12 protein-coding genes are annotated in these 12560 nt (G+C 68.8%); 7 read left to right on the forward strand and 5 right to left on the reverse strand.

Annotation, left to right across the window (positions count from 1 at the left end; genetic code table 11):
* Positions 1 to 3: 3 nt before the first annotated feature.
* A complete protein-coding gene (locus ACYVBN_RS16960) occupies positions 4 to 570 on the reverse strand; it encodes a CGNR zinc finger domain-containing protein (protein WP_460601534.1) in 567 nt (188 codons plus the stop codon).
* Between the two features lie 137 nt (positions 571 to 707).
* Here ACYVBN_RS16960 and ACYVBN_RS16965 point away from each other — a divergent pair, with 137 nt between their 5' ends.
* From ACYVBN_RS16965 to ACYVBN_RS16975, 3 genes are read left to right on the forward strand one after another with little or no spacing between them, the layout of a single operon-like run.
* Positions 708 to 1832, forward strand: coding sequence for an MFS transporter (locus ACYVBN_RS16965; RefSeq protein WP_460601535.1), 1125 nt, complete (start codon positions 708 to 710; stop codon positions 1830 to 1832).
* 39 nt (positions 1833 to 1871) lie between these two features.
* Positions 1872 to 3752, forward strand: a complete 1881-nt coding sequence (locus ACYVBN_RS16970) for an ABC transporter ATP-binding protein (RefSeq protein WP_460601536.1) — start codon at positions 1872 to 1874, stop codon at positions 3750 to 3752.
* A gap of 11 nt (positions 3753 to 3763) precedes the next feature.
* Positions 3764 to 4522, forward strand: a complete 759-nt coding sequence (locus ACYVBN_RS16975) for a Clp protease/crotonase-like domain-containing protein (RefSeq protein WP_460601537.1) — start codon at positions 3764 to 3766, stop codon at positions 4520 to 4522.
* A 531-nt stretch (positions 4523 to 5053) separates the two neighbouring features.
* Here ACYVBN_RS16975 and ACYVBN_RS16980 read toward each other — a convergent pair.
* Positions 5054 to 5863, reverse strand: coding sequence for an SURF1 family protein (locus ACYVBN_RS16980; RefSeq protein WP_460601538.1), 810 nt, complete (start codon positions 5861 to 5863; stop codon positions 5054 to 5056).
* A 33-nt stretch (positions 5864 to 5896) separates the two neighbouring features.
* On the opposite strand from ACYVBN_RS16980, the gene moaA reads away from it, so the two are divergent.
* Positions 5897 to 6913: a GTP 3',8-cyclase MoaA gene (moaA, locus tag ACYVBN_RS16985; RefSeq protein WP_460601539.1), complete on the forward strand. Its 1017-nt coding sequence runs from the start codon at positions 5897 to 5899 to the stop codon at positions 6911 to 6913.
* On the opposite strand, the gene ACYVBN_RS16990 is transcribed toward moaA, so the two are convergent.
* Both ACYVBN_RS16990 and ACYVBN_RS16995 read right to left on the reverse strand, forming a co-directional pair.
* Complete coding sequence (locus tag ACYVBN_RS16990; protein ID WP_460601540.1) at positions 6910 to 7128, reverse strand: hypothetical protein; 219 nt, start codon at positions 7126 to 7128, stop codon at positions 6910 to 6912. The genes moaA and ACYVBN_RS16990 overlap by 4 nt on opposite strands.
* Complete coding sequence (locus ACYVBN_RS16995; RefSeq protein WP_460601541.1) at positions 7128 to 7424, reverse strand: DUF3099 domain-containing protein; 297 nt, start codon at positions 7422 to 7424, stop codon at positions 7128 to 7130. The genes ACYVBN_RS16990 and ACYVBN_RS16995 overlap by 1 nt, the downstream gene beginning before the upstream one ends.
* A 113-nt stretch (positions 7425 to 7537) precedes the next feature.
* On the opposite strand from ACYVBN_RS16995, the gene ACYVBN_RS17000 reads away from it, so the two are divergent.
* From ACYVBN_RS17000 to ACYVBN_RS17010, 3 genes are all read left to right on the forward strand, one after another.
* Positions 7538 to 8248 (forward strand): beta-ketoacyl-ACP reductase, encoded by a 711-nt coding sequence (locus ACYVBN_RS17000; protein ID WP_440282851.1) that lies wholly within the window; start codon positions 7538 to 7540, stop codon positions 8246 to 8248.
* Positions 8249 to 8313: 65 nt separating this feature from the next.
* Complete coding sequence (fabI, locus tag ACYVBN_RS17005) at positions 8314 to 9081, forward strand: enoyl-ACP reductase FabI (protein WP_440282852.1); 768 nt, start codon at positions 8314 to 8316, stop codon at positions 9079 to 9081.
* Positions 9082 to 9093: 12 nt separating this feature from the next.
* On the forward strand, positions 9094 to 11307 hold the full coding sequence (locus ACYVBN_RS17010; protein ID WP_460601542.1) for a tetratricopeptide repeat protein: 2214 nt from the start codon (positions 9094 to 9096) through the stop codon (positions 11305 to 11307).
* 171 nt (positions 11308 to 11478) lie between these two features.
* Here the strand turns inward: ACYVBN_RS17010 and ACYVBN_RS17015 are convergent, their stop codons facing one another.
* Positions 11479 to 12042 (reverse strand): hypothetical protein, encoded by a 564-nt coding sequence (locus ACYVBN_RS17015; protein ID WP_460601543.1) that lies wholly within the window; start codon positions 12040 to 12042, stop codon positions 11479 to 11481.
* Between the last annotated feature and the right edge of the window lie 518 nt (positions 12043 to 12560).

The raw sequence follows: 12560 nt of genomic DNA on the forward strand, positions 1-12560 counted from the left end.
GGGCTACGTGCGCCGGGCGCGGTGCGCGGCGGCCTTGGTGCGGTTCTGGCACCGGGTGGAGCAGAACTGCCGGGTGCCGTTGCGTGAGCTGTCGACATACACCCGGTCGCAGCGATCCGCCGAGCAGACGCCGAGCCGGCCGATCTCGTCGACTCCCAGTGCCATTGTCAGCCCGGCGGCCAGGCCGGCCGCCCAGCCCGGGCCGAAGCTGTCGGTGGGGCCGTGGAAGTGCAGGTGCCAGGTGCCGTCGGCGTCGGCATTGAGTCGCGGCCGGGCCCCGGTGTGGTTCAGCAGGGCGTTGGTCAGCCGGGCCGCACGGGCGGTGTCACCCGCGGCAGCTGACTCGAAAACCGCTCGGACATCAGGGATCACAGCGGTGAGAGTGCGTGCGGCGGCCGCGCTCACGGTGGGTTGATGATCGAACGTGAGGGCGGCGCCGATGGCGGTCCGCAGGTCCGCCGCAGTCTCGGGTACGGCGACCTCGCGCCCGCCGTCGAGGCCGGGGCTGAGCGCATTGACCAACCTGGCAGCCGCCGTGAGCAGTCTCTCGATGTGACTGTCGAAACGCACTTGACCAGTGACTCCTGACTTGCGTAGCGTGTCCGATCGTGACTGGCGACAGCATAGACGATGGTTATGCGGCACGGCATCCACTCGCTGCGTGGCAGGTGCTCTCTCGCGGAGCGCAGGGGCTGCTCGTTGCTCGGATGGTCAATCGCGTTGGCGGGTTCTCGATGGCGTTCCTGGCCGTGCTGCTCACCGAGGAGCTACACGAGTCGGTGCGTACGGCCGGTCTGATCGTGGCGGCGTTCGGACTCGCGACGATCCCGTCCCGCTTGGCCGGCGGCTGGTTGCTGGATCTCGTCGGATCGCGTCCGACCATCCTGTTGGGACTGATCGGTTGTGCCACCACGCAATTGGTGCTCGCGGCGGCCACCGGCACCATGTCGGCCGTCATCGGGGCAATCGGCCTCGGCCTGTCCTATGAGCTCATCGAGCCACCCACGCAAGCCCTCATCGCCGACGAGAGCGATGAACGTACCGGCCCGGCGTTGTTCGGGCTGCTCTTCGTCTCGATGACCGTCGCAGCGGTCGCAGCAGGGGGAGTGGCTGCCGTCGTCGCCGGATTGGATCTGCGTCTGCTGTTCGTCATCGACGCCGCGACCTGCCTGGTGTGCGCTGGCGTCGTCCGCGGTTTCCTGCCGCCCGGAAAGCCTGCCGCCGACAACCGCACCGTGGCCTGGCCATGGCGCGACCGGCGGCTGCTGGTGCTGTTCGCGCTGTCGACCATCTTCACGCTCGTCTACATGATCGTCGTCTTCGGCCTGCCGCTCACGGTTGCGGATCGAGGGATCGGGCTGTGGGTGATCGGTGCGAGCACGGCGGCGTCGGCGGTGGTCGCCGTACTCGCGCAGCCGCTCCTGCGGATCGACCGCCTCAACGCCGGCGGCGGATTCGTGGCGTTGACAGTGGGTTTCGTGGCATTCGCGGCAGCGATCGGGTTATTGGCAGCCGGCCATGACCCGAGCATCGTCCTGGTGTCCGGCGTCGTGGCCGCGGTGGCCGATGTCCTGCTGATGAGCCACCTCTACGCACAAGCTTCTCGACTCGCGCCCGAAGGCGCCACCGGCCGATACCTCGCACTGTTCGGCCTCAGCTGGGGTGTCGCCACGACGGTGGCGCCGCTGATCATCGGCGCCACACTGACACTGTCCGATGGCGTCCCACTCTGGACGACGACCGCGGTGGTCACTCTCGGCCTGGCCGCGGCCACTCCACGGGTGGGGTCATACCTCCGGCATACATCGCCTCCGGGCGTTGTTGGCGACTGACGGACCGGCAGGCGGCCGGTGAGTCTCCGGAGGAGGACGATGAGCAACTGGCAGGTGATGCACTCGCTGACCCGCGAGTCGACCGAGATGTCGAGGCTGAAGCCGGGCACATCCCGGCGGGTGCTCGGCTACGCCCGGCCCTACCGGCGCAAGATCGGCACCTTCCTCGTCCTGGTGGTGGTCGATGCGCTGCTGGTGATCGCCACCCCGCTGATCCTCAAGGAGATCGTCGACAAGGGTGTCGGCGACAAGAACACCGCGCTGGTGGTGTGGCTGGCGGTCGCCGCCGGCATCGTGGCGGTTGTCGACGCGGCCCTCGGGGTGGTCGAGCGGTGGCTGTCCGCCGGACTCGGCGAGGGGCTCATCTACGACCTGCGGCGCGAGGTGTTCGGCCATGTGCTGCGCCAGCCGATCGCGTTCTTCACGCGCGCGCAGACCGGCGCACTCGTCACCCGGCTCAACTCCGACGTGATCGGTGCCCAGCAGGCCTTCACGTCGGTGATGTCCAACGTGGTGTCCAACCTGGTCAGCGTGATCGTCATCATCGTGGCGATGGCCGCGCTGTCCTGGCAGATCACGCTCGCTGCGCTCGTGCTCGTGCCGTTCTTCCTCATCCCGACCCGCATCCTGGGCCGCCGGCTGGCCGGCCTGACCAGGGGTCAGATGACCGAGAACGCCGACCTGGGCGCGCGCATGACCGAACGCTTCAATGTCGCGGGTGCGCTGCTCGTCAAGCTGTTCGGCCGCCCCGCGCAGGAGGACCACGAGTATGCCGAACGGGCGGCGAAGGTGCGCGACTACGGCATCAGCATCGCCGTTCAGCGGGCGATCTTCCTGGTCGGGCTGACGCTGCTGGCGACCCTGGCGACCGCGGTGGTCTACGGCATCGGCGGGGTGATGGCGGTGCACGGCGCGATGACGATCGGCACGCTGCTCGCGCTGGCCGCGCTGTTGGGCCGCCTCTACGCACCCCTGACCCAGCTGTCCAGCGTCCGCGTCGACGTGCTCACGGCGCTGATCTCCTTCGAGCGCGTCTTCGAGGTGCTCGACCTGCAGCCTCTGGTCGCCGAGCACGCCGAGCCCGCCGACCTGCCGCCCGGCCCGATCGGGGTGGAGTTCGACGACGTCGTCTTCCGGTATCCGACCGCGGACCAGGTGTCGATCGAGTCGCTGCAAACCGTGCTGACACGGGACAAGGGCGACGGGTCGACGGTGCTGCAGGGGATGTCGTTCCGGGCCGAACCGGGCCAGATGATCGCCCTGGTCGGTCCTTCCGGCGCCGGGAAGACGACCACCATCGGCCTGGTCTCGCGCCTCTACGACCCGACCAGCGGCACCGTACGCATCGGTGGGCGGGACCTGCGCACGGTGTCCTTCGACGCGTTGCGTGACCGGGTCGGCGTCGTCACGCAGGAAGCCCACATGTTCCACGACACCATCCGGGCCAACCTGCTCTACGCCGCACCGGACGCGAGCGACGAGGACCTGGAACGCGTGCTGCGCGAAGCGCAGGTGTGGGACCTGGTCAGCCGGTTGCCCTACGGTCTGGACACGATGGTCGGCGACCGCGGGCACCGCCTGTCCGGCGGCGAGAAGCAGCGCTTGGCGATCGCCCGCCTGCTGCTCAAGGCACCGTCCGTGGTGGTGCTCGACGAGGCGACCGCGCACCTGGACTCGGAGTCCGAGGCCGCGGTCTCCCGGGCGCTCGACTCCGCGCTGGCGGGCCGGACGTCGATCGTCATCGCGCATCGGCTGTCCACCATCCGGGACGCCGATCTCATTTTGGTGATGGAGCAGGGACGCATCGTCCAGCGCGGCTCGCACGAGGAACTGCTCGCCGCCGGCGGCACCTACGCCGACCTGTACCGCACGCAGTTCCGGGACCAGCCGGTGCAGAGTCCGGCGATCGCCTCCGACTAACGTCTGGCCGTATGACGACAACGCAGCTGGTTCACCTGCACTCCGACCGCGGGATCGCCACCGTCACCCTGGACAGCCAGCACAACCGCAACGCGCTCAGCAAGCAACTGGTGGCGGAGCTGTCGGCCGCGTTGCACACCGCGGAGGCCGACGACTCGGTCCGGGCGGTCCTGCTCACGGCCGCCGGCACGGTGTTCTGTTCCGGTGCCGATCTGGCCGAGGCCAGGGCCGGGGGAATGGCTCAGGGTGCGCACGACCTGGTCGCGCTGCAGCGGCAGATCCTGGCATGCGGCAAGCCTGTCGTCATACGCCTGCACGGGCCGGTGCGTGCCGGCGGGCTGGGGCTGGTCGGTGCGGCGGACATCGTCCTGGCGGCCGACACGGTCACGTTCGCGTTCACCGAGGCTCGCCTCGGCCTGGCGCCCGCGCTCATTTCACTGACCACGCTGCCCCGGATGACCAGCCGCGCTGCCGCGCGCACGTTCCTCACCGCCGAAACCTTCGATGCGGCGACGGCGGCCGAGATGGGCCTGATCACCGAGTCCGTACCGGCTGCCGCGCTCGATGAAGCGGTCGAGGTGGTGCTGGATCAGCTGACGCAGGGCAGCGCCCAGGGTCTGCGGGAGAGCAAGGCGCTGCTCACGGCGCCGCTGCTGGCCGAGGTCGATGCGCGCGGTGCGAAGGTCGCCGACCTGTCCGCGCGGTTGTTCGCCTCCGACGAGGCGAAGGCGGCGATGCAGGCGTTCCTCGAGCGCACACGTCGGGGCTGAGCCGGTCGCGATCAGGCGGGTCGCGGCGCGGAAATGTCGCGCGCGGGCTGGTGTGCCGAAGCCTGCCCTGGGGAGACTTTGGTACGCCGTGGGGCGGGCTGGTGTGCCGAACCCTGCCCTGGGGAGACTTTGGTACGCCGTGGGGCGGGCTAGTGTGCCGAACCCTGCCCTGGGGAGACTTTGGTACGGGCTGGTGTGCCGAACCCTGCCCTGGGGAGACTTTGGTACGCCCTGGGGCGGGCTGGTGTGCCGAGCCCTGCCCTGGGGAGACTTTGGTACGCCGTGGGGAGACTTTGGTACGGGCTGGTGTGCCGAGCCCTGCCCTGGGGAGACTTTGGTACGGGCTGGTGTGCCGAACCCTGCCCTGGGGAGACTTTGGTACGCCCTGGGGAGACTTTGGGGCGGGCTAGTGTGCCGAACCCTGCCCTGGGGAGACTTTGGTACGCCGTGGGGCGGGCTGGTGTGCCGAACCCTGCCCTGGGGAGACTTTGGTACGCCGTGGGGCGGAGGCGGACCTCTGCACGGCGACGGTCAGGCGTCTTCCTCGTCCCAGATCCGGACTTTCTTGGGCTTCTTCGGCTTCGGTGGTCTGGGCCCGTGGACCGCTTCCTGCTCTTCCTTCCAGCAGCGGTAGAGCATGAAGAGGATGCCGCCGGCCGCCGCCGCCCACCACTGCAGCGCGTAGCTGAGATTGATGCCGGCATACGTCCCGGGAGTGGGTTTGGGCAGCGCGGCCAGACCCTTCCTCGTCGCCGGCGCGGCGGGCTTCTCGGTCCGCATCAGCACGTAACCGCCGGTGAGCAGGTCGTCGTGGGTGAGCGTGGCGATCTGGTCCAGGTTGATCGAGGAGACCTGACCCGGGACGTCCTTGTTACTGGTCGCCTGCTCGCCGGGTTGCAGCCAGCCGACGACGGTGAGCGTGCCGCTAGGGGTCGGCGGGACGGTCTCCGGCGCGGCGGCAGTCCGGCCGTTCTCGATCCAGCCCCGGTCCACCAGCACCGTCGGCCCGTCGTCCTGCCGGAACGGTATGACGAGTTCGTATCCGAAGTAGCCGTCATTGGGCCGGTTGCGCACCAGCAGCTTCTTCGCGGGCTCGTAATGTCCGACGAGCTTCACCTGCCGCCATGTGTCGTTCGGGGTGAGCTTGCTGCCCTTGTCGGGCAGGATGGTGGTCACCGCGACGGGTGGGGCGTCGTAGTTGTCCGACACCTGGTGCTGGGACAGCGACTTCCCCTCGTAGCGGTGCCACTGCCACCGGCCGAGGAAGACACAGGCGACGGCCCAGACGACTGCGACCAAAAACCAGGTCAGCCAGCGTCGGGTGAGAAGCCTGCGGAGCACCCTCTGACGGTAACTGTCCTACCCTGGAGTCCTATGACCAGCCTCGACAAGACCGGCGCGGGCCTGCCGGACACGTTCGGTCGAGTGGCCACGGATCTGCGTGTGTCACTGACCGATCGATGCAACCTGCGCTGCACCTACTGCATGCCCGCCGAGGGCCTCGACTGGTTGCCGAAGCCGGAGATGCTCACCGACGACGAACTCGTGCGGGTGGTGGACATCTTCACCCGGCTGGGTGTCACGTCGGTGCGGCTGACTGGTGGTGAACCCTTGCTGCGGCGCGGACTGCCCGACGTCGTGCGCCGGTTCGCCGAGCTCGAGCACGCCCCCCGTATCGCGATGACCACCAACGGCATCGGCCTGGACCGACTGGCGCAGCCGCTGGCGGATGCCGGCCTCGAACGCATCAACGTGTCGCTGGACACCGTCGATCCCGAGCGTTTCCAGCAGCTGACCCGCCGCAACCGGTTCGCCGACGTGGAGCGCGGCATCAAGGCCGCCCAGGACGCCGGGCTGCGGCCGGTCAAGATCAACGCCGTCGCCATGCACGACCCGAAGGGCAAGGACAACCCAGCGGATCTGCTGCAGTGGTGCCTGGACCGCGATCTCGCGCTGCGGTTCATCGAGCAGATGCCGCTGGACGCGGGGCACACCTGGGAGCGGCAGACGATGCTGACCGCGACAGAGTTGCGCGAGACGCTGGGGCGTCGCTTCGAGCTGACGCCGCTGCCCGACGAAGCACGCGGCAGCGCACCCGCCGAGCTGTTCCTCGTCGACGGTGGCCCTGCGACGGTCGGCGTCATCGCGAGCGTCACGGCGCCGTTCTGCGGGGCGTGCGACCGGGTGCGGCTGACCGCGGACGGCCAGGTCCGCAACTGCCTGTTCGCCCGGGACGAGGGTGACCTGCGTGGTCCGATGCGGGCCGGCGCGAGCGACGAGGAGATCGCCGATCTCATCCGCGCGACGATGCTGGCCAAGCGCCGTGGTCACGGGATCGGCGATCCGAACTTCCAGCAACCCGACCGGCCGATGTCGAGTATTGGCGGCTAGAGCTCGTCGATCGCCTTGATCTCCAAGGGGAACCCCCGAAAGCTCAGGAACTCAGACAGGGTCGTGCGGTGCTCGTCACAGGCGAGCCAGATCTTGTGCCGGTCCTCGGCGTGGATCTTCGGGTTGCGCCATACCAAGGCGTATGACGCCTCGCGCCGACAGCCCTTCGCGCTGCACTGCGTGGGCTGGTCGGGAGCCGCGCCGGACAGCCGCATCAGCGGTGTCCGTGCAGTTGCCGTCGCTGATCGGTGACCCGCCCACGCCCGCGCACCTGCTGGCGCTTCTGGTTGGCGGCGTTGGCGCCGATCACTGCCACCTCGGGCAGCAGCACCGCCATCACGACGCAGATCCACCGCAGCGGGCCGTCCATGAAGTAGGCGAGCACGAAGGCGGCTGTGCGGATGGCCATCGCGATGGCGTAGTTGCGCATCCGGTTGTCGAGGTCGTGTTTGCCCGGCATCGGCAGGTCGGTCGCCGACTGCACTGAGGGTTGTTCGTTCCGACGCGGCACAGCCTCAGTCTAGGCGCGGTGTCTGTGCGGCCCGTGCGCGCTACCGCGCGGTAGTCCAATAGCCTGTGCAGTCGTGCCGCCAGGCACGCGACGACCGACGAGGAGAGGGCCAGATGCCGCAGCACGTGTTGATCACCGGAGGCAACCGAGGCATCGGCCGGGCGATCGCGGAGGCGTTCGTCGCGGCCGGCGACGACGTGGTGGTGACCTCGCGCAGCGGCACCGACGGTCCGACGGGCGCGACGACCGTTGCCTGCGATGTCACGGACACCGCGTCGGTGGACGCTGCGTTCACGGCCGCGGAGGAGCATTTCGGTGGCCCCGTGGAAGTGGTCGTCGCCAACGCCGGCATCACCCAGGACACGCTGCTCATGCGGATGACGGACGAGGACTTCGACCGGGTGCTGGAGACCAACCTGACCGGAGCGTTCCGGTGCGCCCGCCGGGCGACCAAGGGCATGATCCGCCGCAAGGGCGGCCGCATCATCTTCGTGTCCAGCGTGGTCGGACTCTTCGGCGGTCCCGGCCAGGTCAACTACGCAGCGTCCAAGGCCGGTCTGGTCGGTATGGCGCGCTCCATCGCCCGCGAATTGGGCAAGAAGGCGATCACCGCCAACGTGGTGGCCCCCGGCTTCATCGACACCGACATGACGCGGGCCCTTCCGGAGGCACAGCGCAAGGCCTATGTGGACTCGATCCCGGCCGCCCGGCTGGCCGAGCCCGACGAAGTCGCCCAGGTCGTGCGCTTCCTGGCCAGCGACGCCGCCGGCTACATCAACGGCGCCGTGATCCCGGTCGACGGCGGCCTCGGCATGGGCCACTGAGGCGCCGCACCACTGCACAGCACCAACTCACCGACAGCTGAACCGCACCCAGTAGAGGAGTCGACGTGGCAGGCATCGTCGAAGGCAAACGACTGTTGATCACCGGCATCACGATGGAGTCGTCCATCGCGTTCCACGTGGCCCGGATCGCACAGGAACAGGGCGCCGAAGTGGTCCTGACATCGTTCGGTCGCGTCATGCGCATCACCCAGACCATCAGCAAGCGGTTGCCCCAGACACCGCAGGTGCTGGAGCTGGACGTGACCGAGCAGGGCGATCTGGACAGCCTGGCCGACCGGCTCAGCGCGGCCGGATTCGACTCGCTCGACGGTGTCCTGCACTCGATCGGCTTCGCCCCTCCCGGAGCGTTCGACTTCATGGCCGGCACCTGGGAGGACGCGGCGACGGCATTGCAGGCCTCGGCATACTCGCTGAAATCGCTTGCTGTTGCTGCGCTTCCGTTGATGACCGAGGGTTCGTCCCTGGTCGGCTTGACCTTTGATGCGAAGTTCGCCTGGCCGGTCTACGACTGGATGGGTGTCGCCAAGGCAGCGTTCGAGTCGACCAACCGCTATCTGGCGCGCGACCTGGGACCGAAGCAGATCCGCTCCAACCTGGTCTCCGCAGGACCGGTCCGGACCACGGCGGCCAAGTCGATCCCCGGCTTCGAGCAGTTCGAGCAGGTCTGGAGCGAGCGCGCTCCGCTCGGCTGGGACATCACCGATCCGGCCCCTGCCGCGCAGGCTTGCGTCGCGTTGCTGTCCGACTGGTTCCCGGCCACGACCGGTGAGATCGTGCACGTGGACGGCGGCGTCCACGCCATGGGGCAGTAACCGGTTCCGGTCATGGCCGACTCGGACGCCGCGCAGGTGCTCGGAGCACGAATCCTGCGCGGCCCCAACCTCTATTTCACCCGGCCCGCCGCCAAACTGACGCTGGGCGTTCCGGGATTCGTCGCTGCCTCGGCGCCGCAGCTGACGTCATTGGCCCACGACCTCGGGGTCCGTGGGCGTGATCCCGGGGACCCGGGCAGCGAGGGCCGGCGCGGCTTCGTGCTGCGTGTCGTCGAGCGGGTCGTCCGGTTGGTGATGCGGGAGGCCGGCGTGGTCCGCATCGGGGTGCGGGTGCGTGCCGGGGCGGGGCCGGACGAGGTGGTGGTCGCCTTCGCGCTCAACCACGCGGGCCGGGCCAGGGTGATCGCGGACGTTCTCGCCCCGGTGCTCCACGACCTGTTGGCCGGGCAGCCTGTCACCCCGACACTGGCCGCGGCCGGTGCCCGAGTGCGTGCCGAACCGCTCGGTGAGCGTGTCCGGGCGCTGCGTCCGAAGGTGCCCGTGGTCGCGGTGACCGGCACCAACGGCAAGACGACGACCACCCGGTTGATCGCTCACCTCGGTATGACGGCAGGGCTGCGGACCGGTTGGAGTTCGACCGACGGCGTGTTGGTGCAGGGCGAGGTGATCGAGTCGGGCGACTACTCCGGCCCGGGCGGAGCACGTGCGGTGCTCGAGGCTCCCGGTGTGCAGTTCGGCGTGCTGGAGACCGCGCGTGGCGGCATGCTGTGGCGCGGGCTGGGCACGGCATACAACGACGTCAGTGTCGTCACCAATGTCAGCGCCGACCACCTGGGCATGGACGGGATCGACACCCTCGACCAGCTGGCCGAGGTCAAGGCGATCATCACCAAGATCACCAAACCCGAGGGCTGGGTGGTGCTCAACGGCGACGATCCGCGGGTGTGGGCGATGCGCTCGACTGCGGGCGGACGGCCGTGGTGCTTCAGCCTGGACCCGGGATCGCCCTCGCTGCGGGAGGCGCTGGACGCGCACGGACGTGGGATCACCGTGCTGGACGGCGACATCGCGGTGCTGGAGCAGGGTGCGTCACCGGTCCGCCTGGTGAGCCTGGTCGATGTGCCGATGACGCTGTCCGGCCTGTCCGAGCACAACATCGCCAACGCACTGGCCGGCGCGGCCGCCGGCCTCGGCGCCGGGCTGTCGAGGGATGCCGTGGCGCAGGGACTGCGCACCTTCACCCCCGATCACCGGCTGAACCCCGGCCGGATGAACATCTACACCGTCACGCTCCCGCAGGGCGGCACGGCCACGGTGGTGCTCGACATGGCACACAACGAGGCCGGGCTGGAGGCGCTGCTGCGCGTGGGCCGCGGCCTGGTGCGGCCGGGCTCGCAGCTCCAGCTCGGGCTCGGCACCGGCGGCGACCGGACCGACGAGATCCTGGTGCGCATGGGCGAGCTGGCCGGCCTCGGTGCCGACCGAGTGCAGATCCAGCACAAGGAGCACTACCTGCGCGGTCGGTCTATGCAGGATCTGGAAAGCCTTATGCGCCAAGGACTTTCGCACGTCGGAGTACTGCCCACGGCGTCGTGGCCCGACGAATTCAGCGGTCTGACCGGGCTACTCGGCGCCGCACACGACGGAGACGTGCTCGCGTTGATGACCCACTCGCACTGGGCGCAGCTGCACCACTGGCTGATGACGCACGGCGCGACGGCGGACGACGCGGCCGCGATCCGACGCAAGGCTGTTGCCGCCCGTGGCGAGCACGAGGCAGAAGCGGAGATCGCGGCGGTGTGGGCGCTCGACGACGCCGATGCCCGGATCGACGCCGCATCGGCTCTGCACCAACGGTTTCCGAAGGACGGCCGAGTGCGGTACGAGCTTGCCGGCACCCTCGATTCCGCCGGACGCGAGGCAGAGGCGCTGGAGTGGTACGACCGGGCCGTCGGTGTCCGGCTGGACGAGCCGTACCGGCACCGGGCGCTGCTGCAGCAGGCGTCCACGTTGCGACACCTCGGCCGGCTGGAGGAGTCCCTCGCCATACTCGACACGTTGCTGAGGGACTATCCCGACAACAGTGCCGTGGTGCTCTTCCGCGCACTCACGCTGCATGACCTCGGCCGGGACACTGAGGCATTACGTGACACCGCAACACAATTGGTCACCATCAGCGCCGAACCGGATGTGCAGCGCTACCTCAACTCGTTGACGCGGTTCACCTCCGAGATCGCTGAACGATCTCGCACTGCGCGAGACTAAGCCCATGCCCGATGTCGCGAACGGCCTGCGGGAAACCTTCGCCGCCTTCCGACTGGGTGACCGCGGAGCGGATCCCTACGAAGCGCCGGACGCATCTCGGTAGTCCGATCTTCACGCAGACCGTCCGGCTCCGCAGCCTTTCCGCGGAGTCAACGCCGTGACCGCCTGGCCCTACGAGTATGGGGTCGTGAGTGCGTCGATGACCCGCATTGCGTTCTGCTCCAGGTCATCGGTGGCGGTGAGGCGTACGCACGGCGCCGTGGGCAGCTCGGCACAACCGGCGGCGAAGGTCGCTGCCAGGTGCTCGTGCCGGTCGGCCACGGTCGTGCCCCAGCGGGCGTCGCGCTCGACCAGGCGGCGACGTTGTTCGCTGTCGTCGAGGTCGAACATCACCAGGACGTCGCATCGCGGATGCGGACGCATTCCATCCAACAGGTAGACCGGTGCCTCATTGATCGGAAGACCGCCGAACCGAGAGCGGCGGACGAAACGCTCGAAGTCGCAGTCGGGTGTGGTCCGTCGTTCGCCGACCGGAGTGCAGAGGGCGCGGTCGAGCGCGGCCCAGTCGTAGGCCAAGGGGGTGGCGAAATAGTCAGCCGGCGTCCGATCGGCGGCGCGTGGCACGAAGAAGTAGTCGACCGGGACCCGTGCGAAACGTTCGGGCTGCTGCGCCTCCAGGAACTTGGCCAGCGTCGACTTTCCGGACGCGGCCGGGCCCATCAAGCAGACGATCACGCGTCGATCCAATCAGGACCGGCCGACATCAACGGCTCGCTTGAGACAGTCCACGGTGGGAGCTCCCGATCGTCAGCCACGGTTCTGTCGGAGCGAACCATGCTCAGCCAGGCGGCCCAGCAGTATCAAGCCGCACGCCAATGAAGGCCGTCGAAGTGGGTCCGATGTACGGTGATCGGTTGTCGGTGGTCACCGCTAGACTCGAACGCAAATGGCAAGTTTCGTAGACGACTGGGGGTGAAGGGTATGACCGGTGAAGCAACCGATGGCGGAGATCGTCGGCTGGTGGACGTGTCACAGCTTGCGTCGTCGGTGGCGGATGCGGTGATGACCTTGGTCGCTGAGGGCGGTCGTGTCGATGCGGCTGCGGGGCCGAGGGAGTTCTCCCGGTAGCGGCTGGGAGACGTGATCCAAGCGGCGGAGGCGGTGAAGGGTTTCGCTGATGCGGTGTTGCTGGATGCGACGTCGGCGTTGGTGGAGGACCTGGCCGCTGATCATGGTGTGCCGGTGGATGATTC

Source organism: Flexivirga lutea (assembly GCF_054778955.1).

Coding starts and splice junctions, on each gene's coding strand:
- ACYVBN_RS16965 (WP_460601535.1), top strand. CDS start 708: ATGGTCAATCGCGTTGGCGGGTTCTCGATGGCGTTCCTGGCCGTGCTG.
- ACYVBN_RS16970 (WP_460601536.1), top strand. CDS start 1,872: ATGAGCAACTGGCAGGTGATGCACTCGCTGACCCGCGAGTCGACCGAG.
- ACYVBN_RS16975 (WP_460601537.1), top strand. CDS start 3,764: ATGACGACAACGCAGCTGGTTCACCTGCACTCCGACCGCGGGATCGCC.
- moaA (WP_460601539.1), top strand. CDS start 5,897: ATGACCAGCCTCGACAAGACCGGCGCGGGCCTGCCGGACACGTTCGGT.
- ACYVBN_RS16990 (WP_460601540.1), bottom strand. CDS start 7,128: ATGCGGCTGTCCGGCGCGGCTCCCGACCAGCCCACGCAGTGCAGCGCG.
- ACYVBN_RS17000 (WP_440282851.1), top strand. CDS start 7,538: ATGCCGCAGCACGTGTTGATCACCGGAGGCAACCGAGGCATCGGCCGG.
- ACYVBN_RS17010 (WP_460601542.1), top strand. CDS start 9,094: ATGGCCGACTCGGACGCCGCGCAGGTGCTCGGAGCACGAATCCTGCGC.